Annotated in this window: 19 protein-coding genes and 1 tRNA gene; 9 read left to right on the forward strand and 11 right to left on the reverse strand. The window is 41.3% G+C overall.

Translation table 11 applies throughout. The features are described from left to right. Position 1 precedes the first annotated feature (1 nt). Positions 2–562: a DUF1439 domain-containing protein gene (locus ACXVWP_RS00245; protein WP_297568124.1), complete on the reverse strand. Its 561-nt coding sequence runs from the start codon at positions 560–562 to the stop codon at positions 2–4. Positions 563–650: 88 nt separating this feature from the next. Here ACXVWP_RS00245 and ACXVWP_RS00250 point away from each other — a divergent pair, with 88 nt between their 5' ends. The 6 genes from ACXVWP_RS00250 to infB all read left to right on the forward strand — a co-directional run bounded on the left by ACXVWP_RS00250 (position 651) and on the right by infB (position 6,274). Further along, positions 651–1,361: an RIO1 family regulatory kinase/ATPase domain-containing protein gene (locus ACXVWP_RS00250; protein ID WP_289901725.1), complete on the forward strand. Its 711-nt coding sequence runs from the start codon at positions 651–653 to the stop codon at positions 1,359–1,361. Positions 1,362–1,368: 7 nt separating this feature from the next. Then, positions 1,369–1,491 carry a hypothetical protein gene (locus ACXVWP_RS00255; protein ID WP_289901726.1) on the forward strand — a complete coding sequence of 41 codons (123 nt, stop codon included), beginning with the start codon at positions 1,369–1,371 and terminating at the stop codon, positions 1,489–1,491. Positions 1,492–1,570: 79 nt separating this feature from the next. Then, positions 1,571–1,647 (forward strand) — tRNA-Met (locus ACXVWP_RS00260). A gap of 129 nt (positions 1,648–1,776) precedes the next feature. Continuing rightward, positions 1,777–2,232 carry a ribosome maturation factor RimP gene (gene rimP, locus ACXVWP_RS00265; protein WP_297568120.1) on the forward strand — a complete coding sequence of 152 codons (456 nt, stop codon included), beginning with the start codon at positions 1,777–1,779 and terminating at the stop codon, positions 2,230–2,232. 15 nt (positions 2,233–2,247) lie between these two features. Next, positions 2,248–3,735: a transcription termination factor NusA gene (gene nusA / locus ACXVWP_RS00270; RefSeq protein WP_297568117.1), complete on the forward strand. Its 1,488-nt coding sequence runs from the start codon at positions 2,248–2,250 to the stop codon at positions 3,733–3,735. A 13-nt stretch (positions 3,736–3,748) separates the two neighbouring features. After that, positions 3,749–6,274, forward strand: a complete 2,526-nt coding sequence (infB, locus tag ACXVWP_RS00275) for a translation initiation factor IF-2 (RefSeq protein WP_297568114.1) — start codon at positions 3,749–3,751, stop codon at positions 6,272–6,274. Positions 6,275–6,352: 78 nt separating this feature from the next. Here infB and ACXVWP_RS00280 read toward each other — a convergent pair whose 3' ends face one another. The 4 genes from ACXVWP_RS00280 to ACXVWP_RS00295 all read right to left on the reverse strand — a co-directional run bounded on the left by ACXVWP_RS00280 (position 6,353) and on the right by ACXVWP_RS00295 (position 13,573). Next, on the reverse strand, positions 6,353–9,532 hold the full coding sequence (locus tag ACXVWP_RS00280; RefSeq protein WP_297568111.1) for a type I restriction endonuclease subunit R: 3,180 nt from the start codon (positions 9,530–9,532) through the stop codon (positions 6,353–6,355). Positions 9,533–9,905: 373 nt separating this feature from the next. Further along, positions 9,906–10,556: an AbiU2 domain-containing protein gene (locus ACXVWP_RS00285; protein ID WP_297568108.1), complete on the reverse strand. Its 651-nt coding sequence runs from the start codon at positions 10,554–10,556 to the stop codon at positions 9,906–9,908. 1 nt (position 10,557) lies between these two features. Next, entirely contained in the window at positions 10,558–11,850 is a 1,293-nt protein-coding gene (locus ACXVWP_RS00290; protein WP_297568106.1) for a restriction endonuclease subunit S, read from the reverse strand. Continuing rightward, positions 11,843–13,573, reverse strand: coding sequence for a class I SAM-dependent DNA methyltransferase (locus tag ACXVWP_RS00295; RefSeq protein ID WP_458473130.1), 1,731 nt, complete (start codon positions 13,571–13,573; stop codon positions 11,843–11,845). Before ACXVWP_RS00295 ends, ACXVWP_RS00290 begins: the two co-directional genes overlap by 8 nt. 113 nt (positions 13,574–13,686) lie before the next feature. Between ACXVWP_RS00295 and rbfA the strand changes: the two genes are divergently transcribed. From rbfA to tyrA, 3 genes are all read left to right on the forward strand, one after another. Next, positions 13,687–14,073 carry a 30S ribosome-binding factor RbfA gene (gene rbfA / locus ACXVWP_RS00300; protein WP_289901732.1) on the forward strand — a complete coding sequence of 129 codons (387 nt, stop codon included), beginning with the start codon at positions 13,687–13,689 and terminating at the stop codon, positions 14,071–14,073. After that, entirely contained in the window at positions 14,073–14,996 is a 924-nt protein-coding gene (gene truB / locus ACXVWP_RS00305; RefSeq protein ID WP_289901733.1) for a tRNA pseudouridine(55) synthase TruB, read from the forward strand. Before rbfA ends, truB begins: the two co-directional genes overlap by 1 nt. A gap of 85 nt (positions 14,997–15,081) precedes the next feature. Next, positions 15,082–16,206, forward strand: a complete 1,125-nt coding sequence (gene tyrA / locus ACXVWP_RS00310; RefSeq protein WP_297568099.1) for a bifunctional chorismate mutase/prephenate dehydrogenase — start codon at positions 15,082–15,084, stop codon at positions 16,204–16,206. A gap of 150 nt (positions 16,207–16,356) precedes the next feature. Here the strand turns inward: tyrA and ACXVWP_RS00315 are convergent, their stop codons facing one another. The 6 genes from ACXVWP_RS00315 to ACXVWP_RS00340 form a co-directional block, all read right to left on the reverse strand. After that, on the reverse strand, positions 16,357–17,208 hold the full coding sequence (locus ACXVWP_RS00315) for a hypothetical protein (RefSeq protein WP_297568096.1): 852 nt from the start codon (positions 17,206–17,208) through the stop codon (positions 16,357–16,359). Positions 17,209–17,271: 63 nt separating this feature from the next. Further along, on the reverse strand, positions 17,272–17,391 hold the full coding sequence (locus ACXVWP_RS00320) for a zinc finger domain-containing protein (RefSeq protein WP_081281225.1): 120 nt from the start codon (positions 17,389–17,391) through the stop codon (positions 17,272–17,274). A gap of 131 nt (positions 17,392–17,522) precedes the next feature. Continuing rightward, positions 17,523–17,708 carry a hypothetical protein gene (locus ACXVWP_RS00325; protein WP_297568092.1) on the reverse strand — a complete coding sequence of 62 codons (186 nt, stop codon included), beginning with the start codon at positions 17,706–17,708 and terminating at the stop codon, positions 17,523–17,525. Positions 17,709–17,713: 5 nt separating this feature from the next. Beyond that, complete coding sequence (locus ACXVWP_RS00330) at positions 17,714–18,202, reverse strand: enoyl-CoA hydratase (RefSeq protein WP_297568088.1); 489 nt, start codon at positions 18,200–18,202, stop codon at positions 17,714–17,716. Continuing rightward, entirely contained in the window at positions 18,195–18,821 is a 627-nt protein-coding gene (locus ACXVWP_RS00335) for a hypothetical protein (protein ID WP_297568085.1), read from the reverse strand. The genes ACXVWP_RS00330 and ACXVWP_RS00335 overlap by 8 nt, the downstream gene beginning before the upstream one ends. Before the next feature lie 30 nt (positions 18,822–18,851). Beyond that, entirely contained in the window at positions 18,852–20,318 is a 1,467-nt protein-coding gene (locus tag ACXVWP_RS00340) for a phage tail protein (protein ID WP_297568083.1), read from the reverse strand. Position 20,319 lies beyond the last annotated feature (1 nt).

Raw genomic sequence — 20,319 nt, forward strand, 5'->3', positions numbered from 1 at the left:
GTTAAAATATCCCACCAATTAAGTCAATATGCCCTTTTTCTACCTTAATATCTCGAGCAAATTTTTTTATAAGCATTTGTTTCATATCTGTTTCATCTAAGGTGTAAACGGGTATCTCGCTGAGTAAGGTAGCGATTCCTCTACTTAATAATGGCATCACACTTTGTAGCTGCTCCATCACATTATTAGGTTCACCTGACCAGCGTAAAATCCGTAGTTGTTTTAAATACAGGGCACCATTCTTCGCATTATAGTATGGAACTGCATCAATGGTTAGATGCAGTTTCGCTATATAAGTTTTAGCAGATAAGCGAATAAGCATATCAGCTAAACCACTCATTTCTACACGACTATCATTATTTTGACCGATACGTGTTATTAAATCTTTCAGAGAATAATCAACAGAAAATAAGCCTGGAATACGAAGACTATCATTAATAGTCGCTGTTTTATTCAAATAATGATTTATTTCTTGTTCATTAATACTAAAAGGGGTGGCTTGAACGGTTGGCGTAAATAGACTAAAAATTAGCATGCCCAATATGATTTTAAAAGTTTTCATTATGTTTCCTTTATTGAAAAAAAGTGAAAGTTTCGTACAATACATCCCTGATTTTTCACTATACACTAAAAAAAATGGGTAATAAAGTATGGACTTATCCTTTAAAGCTTATGTGCAAACATTGCTAAAAAAACATAATGAAGAAAGGGTTGTTCGTTTTGAGTATTTGGGCAAATATTATTGGTTGAAACAACCTGAGCGTTTAAAAGGTATCTGGCGAATCTTAAAACCTTACCCTAAGAAACATTTTAAAGAAGAATGCTACATTCTACAAAAATTAAATAGTATTGGCGCACCAGTACCTAAATTATGTGACTTTAGTGATGAGCATTTGGTTCTTGAAGATGTTGGTCCAACATTAAATTGTTGGTTAGATAATAATGAAATAAATTGGGTACAGAAAGAAAATATTTTGCAGACAGCGATACGAGCGTTAATTCAATTACATCAAAAAGGTATTATTCATGGGCGTCCCGCTATTCGTGATATTGCTTGGCAATCAGGAAAGGTGAGATTTATGGATTTTGAATCTCATTCTAAAAGCCATAATAAAAAATGGCTGATCGCTCGTGATATGTTGGCATTTTTAGATAGTTTGTGCCGAGTAAAAAATTTAAATGATAAAAAACTAAGAGCACTATTTGATTATTATAAATTACATTGCCCTTCAGATTATTGGATTGCTATGGTTAGATATGTAAAAAAAATGCGTTGGCTTTACTATGTTTTACTTCCATTTAAGCCTATTGCACGGACAGATTTATTGGCTATTTATCGCTTATTCGAACATTTAAAATAGGAAATTAATGAAAAAATTATTTTTAGTTATGTTATTAAGTCTTGTTGTGAGCGCATGTTCTGTTGGAGTGGGGGCTAAAGGTGGGAGTAACGGCATAGGTATTGGACTTAGTACTGGTTTTGGATTCTAAATTGTACTTTTCATGAAAATGAGCAGAAATCACTTGATCTTTCCGTGTTGAAATACTATAATACACCGCATATTTCGGACGCGGGGTGGAGCAGTTTGGTAGCTCGTCGGGCTCATAACCCGAAGGCCGTCGGTTCAAATCCGGCCCCCGCAACCAATAACAAGTTCAGTAAAAAGAACCCCAAGTTTGGGGTTTTTTTGTACGAGAAATTTAGAAACTGGGCTTAGGTTCATTGACGAACCTAACCCTTTTTTTATGTCTGAATTTTAAGATTAGGAGCAAAAATTGGCAACATTAGAACAAAACTTGCAAGCGATGCTTCAAGGTGCCGTAGAAGATCTAGGCTGCGAACTTTGGGGGATTGAATGCCAACGTGCAGGTCGTTTTATGACCGTACGTTTATTCATTGATAAACAAGGTGGCGTAGGCGTTGATGATTGTGCTGATGTAAGTCGTCAAGTGAGCGCAATTTTAGATGTGGAAGATCCGATTGCGGATAAATATAACCTCGAAGTGTCATCACCAGGTCTGGATCGTCCATTATTTACGCTTGAACAATTCCAACGTTATGTGGGCGAGGATATTGCTGTGCATTTACGTATTCCTGTTTTAGATCGTCGTAAATGGCAAGGTAAATTAGAAAAAATTGAAAATGACATATTGACACTTATTGTTGATGGTCAGGAACAAATTCTTATTTTTGGCAACATTCAAAAAGCCAATGTAATCGCAAAATTTTAAAGGAGAAAAAGGAAAATGAGTAAAGAGATTTTGTTAGCTGCTGAAGCAGTATCTAACGAGAAGTTATTACCACGTGAAAAAATTTTTGAAGCGTTAGAGAGTGCGATTGCGCTTTCTACAAAGAAAAAATATGACTATGAAACTGATATCCGTGTATCAATCAACACCAAAACTGGTGAGTTTGATACATTCCGTCGCTGGTTAGTTGTTGATGAAGTTAAAGTGCCAACAAAAGAAATTACGTTAGAAGCGGCACAATTTGAAGATGCGAATATTCAACTTGGCGATTATGTCGAAGATCAAATTGAGTCTATCGCATTTGACCGTATTGCAATGCAAACCGCTCGCCAAGTGATCAGCACTAAAATTCGTGAAGCTGAGCGTGCAAAAGTGGTTGAGCAATTCCGTTCTGAAGAAGGCAAAATTGTTACAGGTACGGTGAAAAAAGTAAATCGTGAAAGCATTATTTTAGATTTAGGCAATAAAGCTGAAGCCGTAATTATGCGTGAAGATATGCTTCCACGTGAAAATTTCCGTCCAGGCGATCGTGTTCGTGGTGTGCTTTATAAAGTGAATCCAGAAAGCAAAACGGCACAATTATTTGTGACTCGCGCAAAACCTGAAATGTTAATCGAGTTATTCCGTATTGAAGTACCAGAAATTGGCGAAGAAATGCTTGAAATTCGTGGTGCTGCACGTGATCCAGGTTCTCGTGCGAAAATTGCGGTGAAATCCAATGATAAACGTATTGACCCTGTTGGTGCATGTGTGGGTATGCGGGGTGCCCGCGTTCAAGCGATTACCAATGAGTTAGGTGGTGAACGTGTGGATATCGTACTTTGGGATGATAATCCGGCACAATACGTAATTAATGCGATGGCGCCGGCTGATGTGACTTCAATTATCGTGGATGAAGATAATCACTCAATGGATATTGCCGTTAATGCAGATAACTTAGCACAAGCAATCGGCCGTAACGGTCAAAATGTTCGTTTAGCCACCCAATTAACAGGATGGACATTAAATGTGATGACTACTGAACAGCTAAATGAAAGACATCAAGCTGAAGATACTAAAGTATTAAACTTATTTATGGATAAATTAGGGCTTGATGAAGAGTTTGCTCAAATCTTAGTGGATGAAGGTTTCATTTCATTAGAAGAAGTGGCTTATGTCCCCGTGAGTGAACTGACTGCAATTGATGGTTTAGAAGATGAAGACTTGATTGAAGAATTACAAGGTCGAGCAAAAGAGGCGATTACCGCTGAAGCTGTCGCTGAAGAAGAAGCGTTGAAAAAAGCGAATATTGAAGATCGTTTATTAAATCTTGAAGGTATGAATCGTCACATTGCCTTTAAATTAGCTGAAAAACAAATTACTACACTTGAAGAACTTGCAGAGCAGGGAGTAGATGATTTAGCTGATATCGAAGAATTAACCGCAGAGCAAGCCGCTGATTTTATTATGGCTGCTCGAAATATTTGCTGGTTCAGCGAAGAGTAAGGAGTTTATAATTATGACTGAAGATGTAAAAAATATAGATGCAAATGCACCCAAAAAACTAAGTATTCAACGCAGAACGAAGACAACTGTAAGTGGTACGACCGCAGGTGGTAAAGCAAAGGCCGTACAAGTTGAAGTTCGTAAAAAACGGACGGTACCAACTAATGCTGCACAGAAAGCAGCAGAAGCTGCAAAATTAAAAGCACAGCAAGAGGCGGAGGCAGCAGAAAAGAAAGCGGCAGAAGAAAAAGCGCGTTTAGCCGCTGAAAAAGCTGCAGCTGAAAAAACAAAAGCTGAACAAGTCAAATCTGAAGCAGAAAAATCAGTGAAACCAGCACAAAGTGTGGTGGAAAATAAACCTAAATCGACTGATCCTGAAAAAGAAAAGCTAAAAGCAGAAGAAGCCGAACTTCGTCGTAAAGCGGACGAATTGGCTCGTCAGAAAGCTGAGGAACAAGCGCGTAAAGCTGCTGAAGAAGCAAGACGTTACGCTGAAGCTGATAACTCGGCAACGGAGTCTTCATCTGAAGATTATGCGGATTACAACTTAAGTTCTCGTTATGCACTAGAAGCAGAAAATGAAGAAGAACGTCGTAACGAAAATCGAGGTCGTGGCAAAAATAAAGTGGCCAAAGCGAAAAAAGAACGTGATGACGTGAAAGGCAGCAAAAATGAGCGCGAATCCAACCGTAAAAATCAAAAAGACGGAAAATTCGGTAAAGGTAAACATGGTAAGAAAGGTGCAGCATTACAACAAGCCTTCACAAAACCTGTTCAGGTTGTAAAACAGGATGTTGTTATTGGTGAAACCATTACTGTTGCAGAATTAGCAAATAAAATGGCAACCAAAGCGACTGAAATCATCAAAGCAATGATGAAGATGGGCGAAATGGTAACCATTAACCAAGTGCTTGACCAAGAAACAGCGCAATTAGTGGCTGAAGAATTAGGTCACAAAGTGATTCTTCGCAATGAAAATGAACTTGAAGAAGAAGTATTAGGCGACCGTGATGTTAACGCAGAAAAAGTGACTCGAGCACCAGTTGTAACGATTATGGGTCACGTTGACCATGGTAAAACCTCATTACTTGATTACATTCGTAAAGCGAAAGTTGCAGCAGGCGAGGCGGGTGGTATTACTCAGCACATCGGTGCATACCACGTAGAAATGGATGACGGAAAAATGATCACCTTCTTAGATACGCCGGGACACGCTGCATTTACCTCAATGCGTGCACGTGGTGCGAAAGCAACGGATATCGTCGTTCTTGTGGTGGCGGCAGATGATGGTGTGATGCCTCAAACTATTGAAGCGATTCAACACGCGAAAGCAGCGGGTGCGCCTTTAGTGGTTGCGGTGAATAAAATTGATAAACCAGAAGCCAACCCAGATCGCGTAGAACAAGAATTACTTCAACACGAAGTGATTTCTGAGAAATTCGGTGGTGATGTACAATTCGTGCCTGTTTCTGCGAAGAAAGGTACTGGTGTTGATGACTTATTAGATGCCATCTTGCTTCAATCAGAAGTACTTGAATTAACGGCTGTAAAAGACGGTATGGCAAGTGGTGTGGTGATTGAATCTTACCTTGATAAAGGTCGTGGTCCGGTTGCGACGATTCTTGTTCAATCAGGTACTTTACGTAAAGGTGATATCGTACTTTGTGGTTTTGAATACGGTCGTGTTCGTGCAATGCGCGATGAAAATGGTCAAGAAATCGATGAAGCCGGTCCATCTATTCCTGTTGAGGTGTTAGGTCTTTCTGGCGTACCTGCAGCGGGTGATGAAGCAACCGTAGTGCGTGATGAGAAAAAAGCACGTGAAGTAGCATTACACCGTCAAGGTAAGTTCCGTGAAGTGAAACTTGCTCGTCAGCAAAAAGCGAAACTTGAAAATATGTTTAGCAATATGACGGAAGGTGATGTGGCTGAACTGAATATTATTGTGAAAGCAGACGTGCAGGGTTCTGTGGAAGCGATTATTCAATCATTACAAGATCTTTCTACTGATGAAGTGAAAGTGAAAGTAGTGGGTTCTGGTGTAGGTGGTATTTCTGAAACTGATGCAACCTTAGCGGCGGCTTCTAATGCGATTATGGTTGGCTTTAACGTACGTGCGGATGCTTCTGCTCGTCGTATTATCGAAGCAGAAAATATTGATCTTCGTTATTACTCTATCATTTATGAACTATTAAATGATGTGAAAGCCGCGATGAGTGGTATGCTACAACCTGAATTCAAACAAGAAATCATCGGCTTGGCTGAAGTGCGTGATGTGTTTAAACATCCTAAATTCGGCGCCATCGCGGGTTGTATGGTGACTGAAGGTGTAGTAAAACGTAATAATCCAATCCGCGTATTACGTGACAACGTGGTAATCTTTGAAGGTGAATTGGAATCTCTCCGTCGCTTTAAAGATGACGTTTCTGAAGTCCGTAATGGTATGGAATGTGGTATCGGCGTTAAAAACTACAATGACGTAAAAGTTGGCGACCAAATTGAGGTGTTTGAAGTGGTTGAGATTAAACGTTCAATCTAACTTTTAACAACATAAAGGGCGGTTAAAAATCATGGTGTTTTTAATCGCCCTTTTGTTATTAAATAAACCGCATCAAAATTATAAACCAGTTAAATCCTCAGCAATTTCTTCAGCTTGTTTAATCACATAAGTTACCGCTTCTTCCTGTTTATCAGGTGGATATTTGTAGCGTTGTAGGGCGCGTTTAACGAGAATGCGCATTTTGGCGCGAACGCCTTCTTTGTATTGCCAGTCGATGGTAACTGAGCGTCTTAAAGTATCGGTAATTTCTTTGGCTAGTTTGGAAAGCACTTCATCGCCCATCAGTTCACGGGCGCTTTGGTTTTGGGCGAGGGCTTCGTAGAAGGCGAGTTCTTCTTTTTTCAGCCCCAGCTTTTCACCTAAAGCTAAGCGTTCTTGGAAGTCTTGGCTCATTTTGAAGAGCTCATCCAAAATTTCTACCACGCTTAAATTGTGGTTGTGGTATTGATTTAGGGCTTCTTTCAAACGTTGCTCGAAGTCTTTTTGCAAGGTGAGGTTCGCGCCTGATTTGGCTTTGATTTCGCTTGCCAAATAACGCTCCATCGCGCTAACCCATAAATTTTTAGTTGGGCTATTTTTAACTGTTTGTAAAAATTCCTCGGAAAGCAAACTGATTTGTGGTTGTGGTTTTTCTAGCAGATCAAATAAATCAATCACGCCTTCAGAATACACAGTTTGATTAACCAGTTTTTTTAATAAAATCTGTCTTTCATTTGTGCCTGTGCCTTTTTGTTCACGTTTAGTTAAAATTGCCCGTACGGCATCATAAAAGGCGATTTCTTGGTTATATGGCTCAACTTCAGCCAATGCGCCGCACAGCATATAGCCTTTTTTCACCAAACCCGCCGCTTTCAAAAAGGCTTTTTTGCGTGGCTCGGTTTCTTTTTTATCAAACCAATGTTGCTCGTGCGCTTTGCCATCAAACGGTAATTGATCGAGGCTTAAAATATGGTTGGCGGCAAACCGAATAGCCATCAAAAGATCATGTGGATTATCTTTTTTTAGGGCCGTCTGAACATCAAAGGTTTTCCCTTCAACCGGCGTTGCAAACAGGCTGCGGACGAACTCTAAATGCTCTTTCATTTTAAAGAACACATCAATCACGCTATCCGTCAGCTTGCCCTTGCCTTGCGAATTGGTGTATTGCTGGGTTGCTTCTTTGAGTTTTTCGGCAATGCCAACATAATCCACAATCAAACCGCCATTTTCTCGACTTTTATTGCGGAATACACGGTTAACCCGCGCAATCGCCTGCATCAGGTTGTGCCCTTGCATCGGCTTGTCGATATACATCGTATTACAGCAAGGCGCATCAAATCCCGTCAGCCACATATCGCGCACAATCACAACCTTCAGCGGATCGTTCGGGTCTTTAAAGCGGCGTTCCAGCGTTTGTTTTTCCTGTTTACTGTAAACGTGTTTCTGCATTTCCGGCGCATCGGAAGCAGAACCTGTCATCACAATTTTAATCGCGCCTTCGTTGATATTGTCTGAATGCCATTCAGGGCGCAGTTTGATGATTTCATTGTATAAGTCCACGCAAATCTGACGGCTGGAAACTACCATCATCGCTTTGCTGTCGACGACTTCATTGCGTTTGGCAAAATGCTGCACAAAATCCGCGGCTAAATCAGCCAGGCGGGCTTGCGAACCCAACAATTTTTCCTGCAAACGCAGGGCAGGGGATTGCTCCTCTTCCAGCAAATCATCAATTTCTTTGAATAGCTCATCGTGTTCTTTTTCGTTTAAGCGGATTTGGCGCGCTTCATACACAATCGGCACGGTTGCGCCATCTTCCACTGCATCTTGCAAGTCATAAATCGACACATAACGCCCGAATACATCTTGCGTGTCCTTATCTTCTAGGCTGATCGGCGTACCGGTAAAACCGATAAACGAAGCATTAGGCAGCGCATCGCGTAAATGGCGAGCGTAGCCTGCCTGAAACTTGCCGTTATGAAGCTTTTGCGTAAAGCCATATTGGCTGCGGTGTGCCTCATCGCTGATCACAATAATATTGCTGCGCTCATTTAAAACAGGGAAGCGGTTTTCTTCCTCATTTAGGGCGAATTTTTGAATTGTCGTAAAAAACACGCCGCCGACTTCATTTTGCGCAAGCAGTTGGCGCAGTTGATCGCGGTCTTCCACTTGTTGCGGCGTTTGTTTGATTAAATCTTTTCCGGAAGAAAAGGTTTGGAAAAGCTGACCGTCCAAATCGTTGCGGTCGGTGACCACCACAATCGTCGGATTTTTCAATTCAGGCTGCGCAAGCAGTTTGCCGGCATAAAACAACATGGAAATCGATTTACCCGAACCTTGCGTATGCCACATCACCCCAATGCGGCGGTCGCCTTTTTCGGAAGTCGCAAAAAGAGTGGAATCTACCGCCTCATTTACGCCGTAATATTGATGGTACGCCGCGATTTTTTTAATGGTTTTACCACTGGAATCCCGCTCAAATAAGACGAAATAGCGGATATAGTCTAATAAATCCTCAGGCTGCAGTAAGCCATTGAGCAGGCTTTGCAATTCATCGTCAAAATATAAGCGCGCGCTTTTATTTTTTTCATCGACCACTTTCCAAGGCGTAAAGCGTTGGAAATCTGCCGAAAGCGAGCCTAAACGTGCGGCAATGCCGTCTGAAATAATCAGGGCTTGGTTGTAAACAAACAGCTCGGCAATCTCATCTTTATAGGTTTCAAATTGATTAAATGCCTGCAACAAATCCGCCGATCCACGCAGCGGATTTTTCAGCTCAAATACCACCAAGGGCAGACCATTGACAAAGCCGATAATATCGGGAATCCGCTTGCCCTCTTTACGGCTGCGGATTTCCAGCTGATTGACGGCAACAAAGCGGTTGTTCTTCACCTGCTCAAAATCCACCAAGCGCGCCATCTCGATTTTCTGCTCATTTTGTCCGTGGCTATTGGGAGCCTGATATTCCACTTTCACGCCATCACGCAACAGTTTATAAAACGCCTGATTGCGTACCACCAAGTCGCCGATATCGCTTTTCGTCGCTGATTTCACCACAGAATCAACCGCACTTTCAGGCAGTTGCGGATTAAGTTTGCGCACCGCCTCACGCAGTTGCTCAACAAAGACTACGCCACTCAAATCGCCACGGGCAAACTCGCCCTCATGAACAGGCAGGTCTTTACCATAGCGATATTCCCAACCGAGAGATTGCAGGCGTTGAAGAGTGAGTTGTTCGATGTCGTTTTCGTTGAGCATAGTGGTTTCCTTAGTGTGTGGTTTAAATCTCCCCTAACCCCTCTTTACGAAAGAGGGGAATGGTTTTGAGCGTAGTGTTAGTTTAGGTGTTTTTCATTAGTAAATTTTTCTGTAAATCCGCCCGCTTGGAGTCAACAAACCTCTGAATAAATCCCCCTCTTTAGCAAAGAGGGGATAGGGGAGATTTGGCAGAAGTGAAATAAAGCTCATCATTTGCAAAATGCTCTGAAAAAATGATCGCTTGCCTTTCTCCCTCGGGTAATAAATTATTCTAGGTTAAGTATAGTCTAACCCCAATGGGATTGCAGTTAGCATAAAGTTCCCTAACAGGGAATAACTATGCGTAACCATGGGTATTTATACCCAGGGATTTTCAGTAAGTTTCATCGTCTGGACACCAGCCTGTCTCAATAGCTGTTTTTATATCTGAAATAGTGTAGATTTTTCCATTTTCTCTATCTTTAAAAAGGCTATAAAGAATATCCACTCCGACAGTATTTTCAGATAAGTTTGGATAATTTTTTCCTTCAATATACTGTTGCAAAAAATTAAGATATTTAATTGCTGAATCACATATGTAGATAGCGTATTTAAATGGAAGTTTTGCTTCTTTATAAAATATATTTAGATTAACCCCCTCTGAATGTGCGATAGTTTTGTCTCTAATTATTTTCAGTTTTTTTCTTAAGATTTTAATTTTTTTATCGAAATCTTCAAAAGAAGGAATTGTATAGTTAGTACTTAGTGAATTAATGCATTCTCGTAAACTTTTAAAGTTAATTCCATCATATCCATCAAATAACCTTCCTAAGGTTAAAAGTCCAGTTTCCAAATATGCTTTTCTTATATAAGCCATTGGGTAATAGTATTTGTTAAATATTTCTCCGTTATCATCATTTCCTTGAAGCATTATTTTTTCCCATTCGATAAGATAGTAATGTCCAATTTTTATTGTTTCATAGATTGCATTGGATAATGCAATGATTCTTTCTTTTTGTTCATTTGGTAATGTATTTTTGTTCATGTTAAAACTTTCCACTCAACAATCTAGGCAATAATAAATCTCTTGTGTTTTGAAGATTGAAATTTTCCAGCCTATTAAAAATAATTTTTTCTAAAATATTTTCTAATGATTTATTTGCTAATAATTCGTCATTTGGTACTATGCATTTTGCAGCAGATAAATGCTCACGTTTAATATGCCCCATTGTTACAGCTTTGTCGTAAGCAATACGCTGAAATTCGGTTAAATGATGTTTGGTATAAAAATGATAGAACCATTTAGGATATTCTTTGGATGTGACTTTGAATAGATGTTGGTTTAGTGCAGCTTTTCCTCCACACCAAATATCCACTAATAAACTTCCTGACCAAGAAAAAATTACATCGCCATTATCAATAATACATTCAGGCTTAATACTTGCTTTAGCTTTTTCTTCATCGTCGGCATAGCCTTGTCTTAATTGAGCAATTTTCACAACAGGTAAAAATGGTTCGTCATCTTCAGGGCGGAATTTTTGCAATGCTAAACCATTCTGATAATTTGCAATTTCATCTAAGGCTTTAACCTCCCATCCCTTCGGCACTTCAACCCCATCAACCTCCACCATCTCACAAGGAAACGCTTTGGCGGTTTCGGCTAATTCAGCGTAGCGGTCAGGCTGTGCTTGTGAAAGTGCGGTCAGTTCTTCGGGTGTTTTTCCGCTGATTGCCTGCATGGCAGCCAGTTCCGCTTGTTCAAGGCTAAGGCCGTCTGAAAGGGCTTGGGCTTTGGCTCGCACGGGATCGAAATCGACAAACCAGCTTTTAAACAGGGCTTGGGCGATTTGTTCCAAGGTTTGGTTGATTTGGGTGTTGAGTTGGATTTTTTCGTCAAAACTTGAAAGTATCTCAACAATTCTTTTTCTATCAGTCTTATCTTCAAAATATGGAATTTCCATTGAATTTAGAGCTTGTTGAGATATTTTCTTTTGAACAGCACCCGTTACAAATGGGGCAACTTTTATAGTCTGTAAGGCATAATATAAATATGTGGTGTCTATATCATCTCCGCCTTTTAAAACATGTGTATGATTATTAACCCAATACTCTCCATTTGCTAATTGTACAACTGGGTAGCCATTTTTAGTTTCAACTGAACCATCTTCTGCAATTAGAACGCTTAATCCTGTATGGGTAAATCCATCAACATAATCAATAATTTTGGCTGCTCCATAATAAGGAATAAGACCTTTTCTTTTTTCTCTTTCAAAAGAAGATAATGGAACTCTAAATTTATCTAAGTTTGTAGAAAACTCTTTTACAGTGATTTTACTCATACCCCAATCCCCCTAAATTCTTCTTAATCTCCGCTTCCAACTCTGCACTTTTCGCAAATTGCTCCTTCAAAAGAGCGGTCAGATTTTGCATTTTTTCTGCAAATGGTACGCCGTCGTCTTCTTGTTCTGCGGTGCCGACGTAGCGCCCCGGTGTGAGGACGAAGTCGTTGTCTTTAATCTCTTCTAAAGTAGCGGATTTGCAGAAAGCGGCTTGGTCTTCGTAGCCTTCTGATGTTTGCCAAGCGTGGAGGGTGTCAGCAATTTTGGCAATGTCGTCAGCGGTGAAATCGCGCAATACGCGGTCTTTCATATAGCCGATTTGGCGGGCATCGATAAACAATACTTCGCCTTTACGCTTTTTGTTGCGGTTTAAAAACCAAATACAGGCGGGGATTTGGGTGTTGGTGAAGAGCTGGCCAGGCAGGGCAACCATACATTCGACCAAGTCGGCATTGATGATGGCTTTGCGGATTTCGCCTTCGTTGTTGGTTTGGCTGCTCATAGAGCCGTTGGCCAGCAACAATGCCATTTTGCCGTTGGGCGAGAGGTGGTAAATCATGTGTTGCAGCCAAGCGAAGTTGGCGTTGCCTTTGGGCGGCGTGCCGTATGCCCAACGTGGATCATCGGCAAGGGATTCGCTCCACCAATCGCTGATGTTGAATGGCGGGTTTGCCATGATGAAATCCATCTTTTTGTCGATGTGTTGCGGCTGGGTGAAGCTATCGGCGTTGTGTTTGCCGAAGTCGTAATCAATGCCACGAATCGCCATGTTCATGGCGGCGAGTTTCCAAGTGGTCGGGTTGAATTCTTGTCCGTAGATGGAAACGTTGTTGATGTTGCCTTGATGAGCGGTGATAAAGCGTTCGGTTTGCACGAAAAAGCCGCCACTGCCCATGGCCGGGTCATATACGCGACCGGAGTATGGCTCGAGCATTTCGACAATCAGGGAAACGATGGATTTCGGCGTGAAATATTGTCCGCCGCGTTTGCCTTCTGCTTGGGCAAAGCGACCGAGGAAGTATTCGTAAACGTGGCCGAGTATGTCTTTTGCGCCTAAATGTACGGGCTCGCCGTTGTAAGTCGGACGGGTAAAGTTGGTATCGGAGAAGAGGATAATCAGCCCGCGCAGGGTGTCTTCGTTTACGGCATAGCCGCTGATGCGTTGGAGGACGCCCTTTAGTTTTTCGTTGTCTTTTTCAATGGCATCGAAGGCATCGTCAATCAGTTTGGCTACGCCGGAAAATTTTCCGCCCCAAGGCAGCTCTGCGCCGATGTTTAAGATGGAAACGGCTTTAATCTCGTCCCAACGGGCTTGCTGCGGCACCCAGAATACATTGTCGGCAGTGTAGTAGTCGCGGTTTTCCAGTTCGACGGTTAAGGCTTCTTGATATTCTTCGTCTGTATCGTAGAAAGTGCGGTCAAGATAGAGTGGATTTTCGGGATCGCTAAGCTCTGCCTGAATTTTTTCTTGCTGATGGGTGAAGCTGTCGGAGATGTATTTAAGGAAAATTAAGCCGAGTACGATGTGTTTGTAATTGGCGGCATCAAGCTGCTGGCGCAGTTTATCGGCAGATGACCAAAGTTTTTCGTCTAATTCATTTAAAAATGCTTGTTGTAATGTGTGATTTTCATCGACAATCTTGGTCGTCTCGTCTCGTCTCGTCTCGCTTGCATAAATTATGCCCTCTGTAAAGTGATTTTTATCGGAAGTTTGAATATTCAAACAAATTATCAGGCGTCATTTTATCGAAAACAGTATCGGGTTAAAAGGGATTTTTGCGTGCTAAATCCAATGATTTCCAGTAGAATGAGGGCTTTTATAAATAAGGAATGACTATGACAAGAGAATTTAAACGCAGCGATCGTGTTGCACAAGAATTACAAAAAGAAATCGCTATCATTTTACAACGGGAAGTAAAAGATCCCCGTATTGGCATGGTAACCGTGTCAGATGTGGAAGTATCAAGCGACTTAGCTTATGCAAAAGTGTTTGTCACATTTTTATTCGATCACGATGAAACGGCAATTGAGCAAGGCATGAAAGGGTTAGAAAAAGCGGCACCTTATATTCGTTCATTAGTGGGTAAAGCAATGCGCTTACGCATTGTGCCAGAAATTCGTTTCTTCTACGATCAATCCTTAGTTGAAGGGATGCGTATGTCTAATTTAGTGACAAACGTGGTACGTGAAGACGAGAAAAAACACGTTGAGGAAAATGACTAATGTCGAGACCTCGTAAGCGTGGGCGTGATATTGATGGTGTATTTTTATTAGATAAGCCACAAGGCATGTCATCTAATGACATTATGCAAAAAGTTAAACGTGTATTCCAAGCGAATAAAGCAGGGCATACTGGTGCGCTCGATCCATTAGCAACCGGTATGCTGCCCATTTGTTTAGGTGAAGCCACAAAGTTTTCACAATTTTTGTTAGATGCGGATAAACGCTATGTGGTCACAGCAAAATTAGGTGAACGTACGGATACCTCTGATGCTGAAGGACAAGTGGTAGAAACGCGCCCTGTCAATGTGGAAACATCACAAATTTTGACTGCACTTGAACAATTTCGTGGTGATATTTTACAAATACCGACCATGTTTTCTGCATTAAAGCACAATGGAAAACCGTTGTATGAGTATGCTCGCGCAGGCATTACCGTAGAACGTGAAGCCCGTCCTATCAGGATTTTTGAGCTAAATTTTATCGAGTATCAAGCACCTTTTCTAACTTTAGAAGTGCATTGTTCGAAAGGAACTTATATCCGTACATTAGTGGATGATTTAGGTGAAGTGTTAGGTTGTGGCGCTCATGTGACAGTGTTACGTCGAACTGCGGTTGCAGATTATCCAACAGAAAAGATGATGACATGGGATGCTTTGCAGGCGCTTGCAGAGCAAGGAGATCTTGCACCACTTGATCAACATCTTTTACCGACAGATACAGCGGTCAGTAAATTACCCGCATTACAGCTAAATGCCGAGCAAAGTAAAGGTATCGGCTTTGGACAACGCGTTAAATTTGCTAATGAAGCAAAATTACATGGTCAAGTGCGGTTATTTTCTGACGAGAATATCTTTTTAGGTGTAGCACTTGTCGATGATAACAATGTGATTCGTCCACAACGCTTGATTACGCAATCTCTCTAACTATTTGTCTTTCTTTTTTAATTCCAGTAATCTCACCTGTAACCTTTTAATTGCAATCATGTAAATAAGATATTACAGGTGAATTATGGATGCCCTTAACCATTTACGTCAGGAAATTGATGCGCTCGATCGTGAACTGATTCAACTTTTTGCTAAACGTCTCGAATTAGTAAGCCAAGTAGGCGAAGTAAAGCACGAAAAAGGTTTACCGATTTATTCACCAGATCGTGAATTAGCCATGTTACAAGCACGCCGAGAAGAAGCGGCTAAAGTAGGAATCTCTCCACAGCTTATTGAAGATGTGCTACGTCGCTTTATGCGTGAATCTTATTCCAATGAAAATCAATTTGGTTTTAAAACCCTGAATCCAGCCATTAATAAAATTGTTATTGTCGGTGGTTACGGAAAAATGGGGCAGTTATTTGCCCGTTATTTGCGTGCTTCCGGTTATCCTATTTCTATTTTAGACCGAGATGATTGGGATGTAGCAGAACGCATTTTAACGAATGCGGATGTTGTTATTGTCTCAGTGCCGATTGATCACACATTAGAAACAATAGAACGTTTAAAACCCTATTTAACGGAAAATATGCTACTGGCAGATCTCACCTCTGTGAAACGTGTTCCATTAGCTAAAATGTTAGACGTGCATAAAGGGGCAGTGGTTGGGCTGCATCCAATGTTTGGTCCCGATATTGCTAGCATGGCAAAACAAGTGGTTGTGCGTTGTGATGGGCGCTTTAGTGAGCGTTATGAATGGTTGTTAGAGCAAATTCAAATATGGGGTGCAAAAATTTATCAAATTGATGCTGCAGAGCATGACCACAATATGACATACATTCAAGCATTACGTCACTTTTCTACCTTCGCGAATGGTCTGCATCTTTCCAAACAACCAGTCAATTTAAGCAATTTATTGGCATTATCTTCCCCGATTTATTGTTTGGAATTAGCCATGATTGGTCGTCTATTTGCCCAGGATGCGGCACTTTATGCCGATATTATTATGGATAAGCCAGAAAATTTAGACGTGATTGAAAGCTTGAAGCAAACGTATGAAGAAGCGTTACAATTTTTTGAAAAAAGCGATCGCCAAGGGTTTATTGATGCTTTCCATCAGGTGAGGGAATGGTTTGGCGAGTATTCCGATCAATTCTTGCAGGAAAGTCGTCAGTTATTACAACAAGCTCACGATTTGCGTCACGTATAAAGCCCAAAGTTATAAGTTCGCGAATCTTTTTGCATAAAATCGAAATTTATTTTGCATAATAGTTTAATTGTTTATGCAAAATAAACCTCAAATTTAAACCAAACAAAACGCCCTTTAAATCATCATTAAAGGGCGTTTAAATTTTACAGTTTAGAACTTGTAAACCATATTATCCTCATACTTACCTGAATAGCTTGCTGAGGCATTGACTACAATTCGTTGCGCATTATCAAAGGCTTGCCAATTATCAATCTTATCTTCCTGCATATACTCAATAAACCGCACAAACTCCGATTTAGTTGAGCTGAAGAAGATATACGGCGGGCGGGTGATGTTGATTAATCGCAAGAAGTCGATTAAATCAAAGTAATGCGCCTGTTTGTAACTCTCTTGTTTGGTGCATAGGTAAGGTGGATCTAAAACAAATACCGCCAGTGGGTCGGCTGCGAAGCGTGGTAGTAGTGTATGAAACGACTCTGAGACCACCTCTACGCCGTCCAAATAACCGTCTGCAGATGGGTAGTCTGACTGGCGTAAACAATGCCAAAAATCCTTGGCACATAACTCCTCAAATGTACCGACCTGTTGCCCGGAAAACAACAGCCAACTGGTTAGCGTGGCAAGGTCAACATAGCCGTCAAACGCTTTGATGGTGTCAATAATCTGCGCCTTGAGCGCTTTGTCGGTGATACGTTTTTGACGTGGGACATCAACTAATAACGCCGCAATTTGCGCACGTAAGCGGTTAATGTCGTCGATATGCTTAATGCGCTCGGCGTAACCGTCGAAGTCGTTGTAAATCACGCGGGCGCGCGGTTTGAGTTGTTTTACAGTATGACTAAGCAAGCCTGAACCACCGAACGTATCAACAATCGTCCAGCCCTCGCCATCGCCCGGAATCTGCTCGTTTAAAATCGCTTTAAAGTGATTTAAAAAGTTGCGCTTTTGACCGACAAACGGTAATGGGGCTTGCTTAAAGTTTCTTTTGGTTTGATTTGCCATAGTTTTTTTTCCTTCTTATCTATGGCGTTCCGGTGTTCTTGACACTCCGACACTCAAATCAAGTTAATTAATATGGTTAATGGTTTTACAGCGACTACATTTGATTTCTAAATGTTTCACTGTGCCGACTTTTGCCAATAATTTGTTGCAACATTGGCAACGGATCTCTTTTAAATTCTGCATATACTTTCCCATTTTTAGCGGTTTTGTTAAAATACCGCCTGCCTCGCGAGGTAGGCGGCATATAGCTATATGCAGGCTCATTCTGCTTAGCTGGCATTATCCGTGTTCCCGCACAGATAGTGTCGCCGTCTTTATTCCTGAACTACATCTAAATCACTTGTACAATCTGCATAAAACGTACCATCCGCATTATGCCAGTGGCTAGGTGGTAACTCATCACCGCTATGCTCAACGATTAATAGCTTGCCAAATGAGCTCTCATAGACGATGGTGCCAGCATTGCCGTTACGTAATTTTATTGTGTCACCGATTATCATGTTATTTATCCTCTTTTAAAAATCACTGCCAAATCATTTGGACTAAATCGCCAACCTTTGGTTTTGCCGGAGATTGCATTGAAACACCATTCGCTACAAAAGTATTTAGAGCGTTTGTGTTTGATGCCTAATACAATGCCAATAGCGCCCCACCAATCGTATTTACTCCCTTTTGTGGAATTGAAGTAAAACTTAACTTCCGCTTCACTTACTCCCTCTAACAAGACTAAATCCCACTTATCTCTTTCGGTGAGATCAATCTCTTTACAACGCACTCCGCCATCACGGATGGAAGAAGAATAACAGTCATAATGAAGCTCATGCTCATAGTGATGACCTGATGTATACTCAATACGCTCAACAGCAATCTCGCAGTGAGAGTAAGGCCCTTTTGTCAGTTTACGGGTGAGCCAGTCTGAAAAACGCGCCAAAAGTGCGGTGGGTTTAAGCCCTGTTTTTTTGCCTTTGTAAAGAGCCAAATAAACATTAGCCATTATTATAAGCCTCCATTAAATGATCCATTTGTTTGATGATGTCGTCATAGATTGATTGTAGTTGCTCTAGTGTGAGATTAGGTGCTTTGAGCTCATACTTACGCATGCGCTGATTAGCCAGCTCAACTTGTAGCTTTTCGAGCCCTGCCGCCTGAGTCAAAATAAGGTTTGTGGCGGTCTTGTTATCCAGTCTTGCGCGTTGAGCGAAATCTGAGATATAACGGCTACAGTCTCCTTCATAATTTACGGACTTATACGCTTCTGCTGCTGCTTGACGCTCACGATATTCCGATTCGAATCGAGTCCACGTGCTATAAATTGTTGCCGCGTGGCTGTCAATTTGCTCGATTAAGCGGTTACGTTTTTCTGTTAAAAGTACGGTTTGTTTTTCGGGTGAAATTTCCCACTTGAGCGTATCAAGATTTAATTCGTGTGCGGGGCTTGGTTGTAGCTCAATCAACACTGGCTCGCCCTGTTTGTTGCTGATAATTTGTTTACCTTGCGCTTGGCCGTTAAGTAGCTCAATATATTTATCTTGGCTAATTTCTACTGCTTCAGCAGGTATTTTTTCTCCGTGTATATCATCAATATAAAAGCCATCTGAATAATAAATTTGCATATTAAATCCTTATTAATCTGGGATATGTAATTATTTGCCAACAGCAATATAATAAGTAGTGCCTACTTGACCTGATGCAACAGATTTAAACCCTGTTCTTGATACGCTCTCAATCCGTGTATCTCTGCCTCCCCCTGTTTTTGAATGAGAGATAGCGAAACAAACGGATGGAAAAGCAATAGGGAATAAAATATTTGCATTAGTCGATACTCCCCATTGAAGGATTAACCCATTAGGTAATTTACACCAACCGTTATTCGATAGATTATGAGAAAAATCATCTATAGATACAGATTTGTTAAGAGATTTACCACCTGAAGAGCGAACATCCCCAGCGGAATTAAAGTCGCCATTGTGCTCAAATCCCCAATTTTTACTTGTACCGTTATCTTCAACGAGGTTAATAATTCCTCTGCCAAATCCGTCCCCATTGCCTTGTTTGGTCGTGTAACCGAACGAAAATCCAGCGCCATAATGTCCTTTTGAGCGGACTAAACCTTTGACAAACGGGTGGTAGGCATCTCTGTCCTTTGAGCCTGTAGATTCAACCATAAAAGGTGCACCGCTAGTGTATTGCTGAGCGTAGGAACCGAAACCAAATTGAGAAGATGCAATGCCTACTGTACGTAAAATACCAGTCATTGTGTCGCCTGTTTTATTAACCGCCCAACTTCTGTATGCAACAACTTCGCCGTCATCTCCTAGCGCTGGGAATGATAGATAAACACGATTACCTATATTAGGGTTAAACAGCATATTAAAACGACGATTAGCCGCTTCGTGCGAATTGGGGTGTACCTCTAACTGCCAATAGCCTTCTGATGTCTCAAATTGATAAGCGCTCCATCCTCCAGATGTATTTTTAGCCCTCAATATACCGTTTATGGTTGTATCACCTGTTTTCGGCACGCGACCATTCGCATTATTATTTGCTGTATTTGCACTTGTTTGTGCTGCATTCGCTTTCGACACACCATCATTTGCCGTACGTTGGGCATTATCTGCCGCATTTTTCGCTTCCACGCCTTTGTCATAAGCGGCTTTAACCGCTTTTGATGTTGCTACATTATTTTCGTCGTTGCTATTGACTGCGGATGATCGTTTGTTAAGAGGGATATAGTTATTTAACGCAAGCTGCACCGTCGCAATCTGTTGAGCGAGTTTTTTACCTGCTTTGGCAGTTAATCCTAGTTCTTCGCTGTCTAACCCCGTATCACTCGTCAACCGCACTTCGCCTTTTTGAGTTAAACTTGCCGTCTTTCGGTTGTCATCAATAATCTTAACAATCGCCTCATAAAGCTGAGTTTGCTTATTTTCTAAGGGCTGGAACCCAGCTTTTTGCAACACATAATGCGCCTCGGCTTGCACGTCTCGCACGCGGTCTTGCACGTCGTTAAGCCAAGTGTCTGTCACGCGTGTGCCTTGCTCACCTGTTGCGGGATTGCCAGCGTGAAAGCGCTTGTCAGCGGAATTAATTTCGGGTAGTAACGTTTTCATA

This window comes from Haemophilus sp. SZY H56, assembly GCF_054332415.1.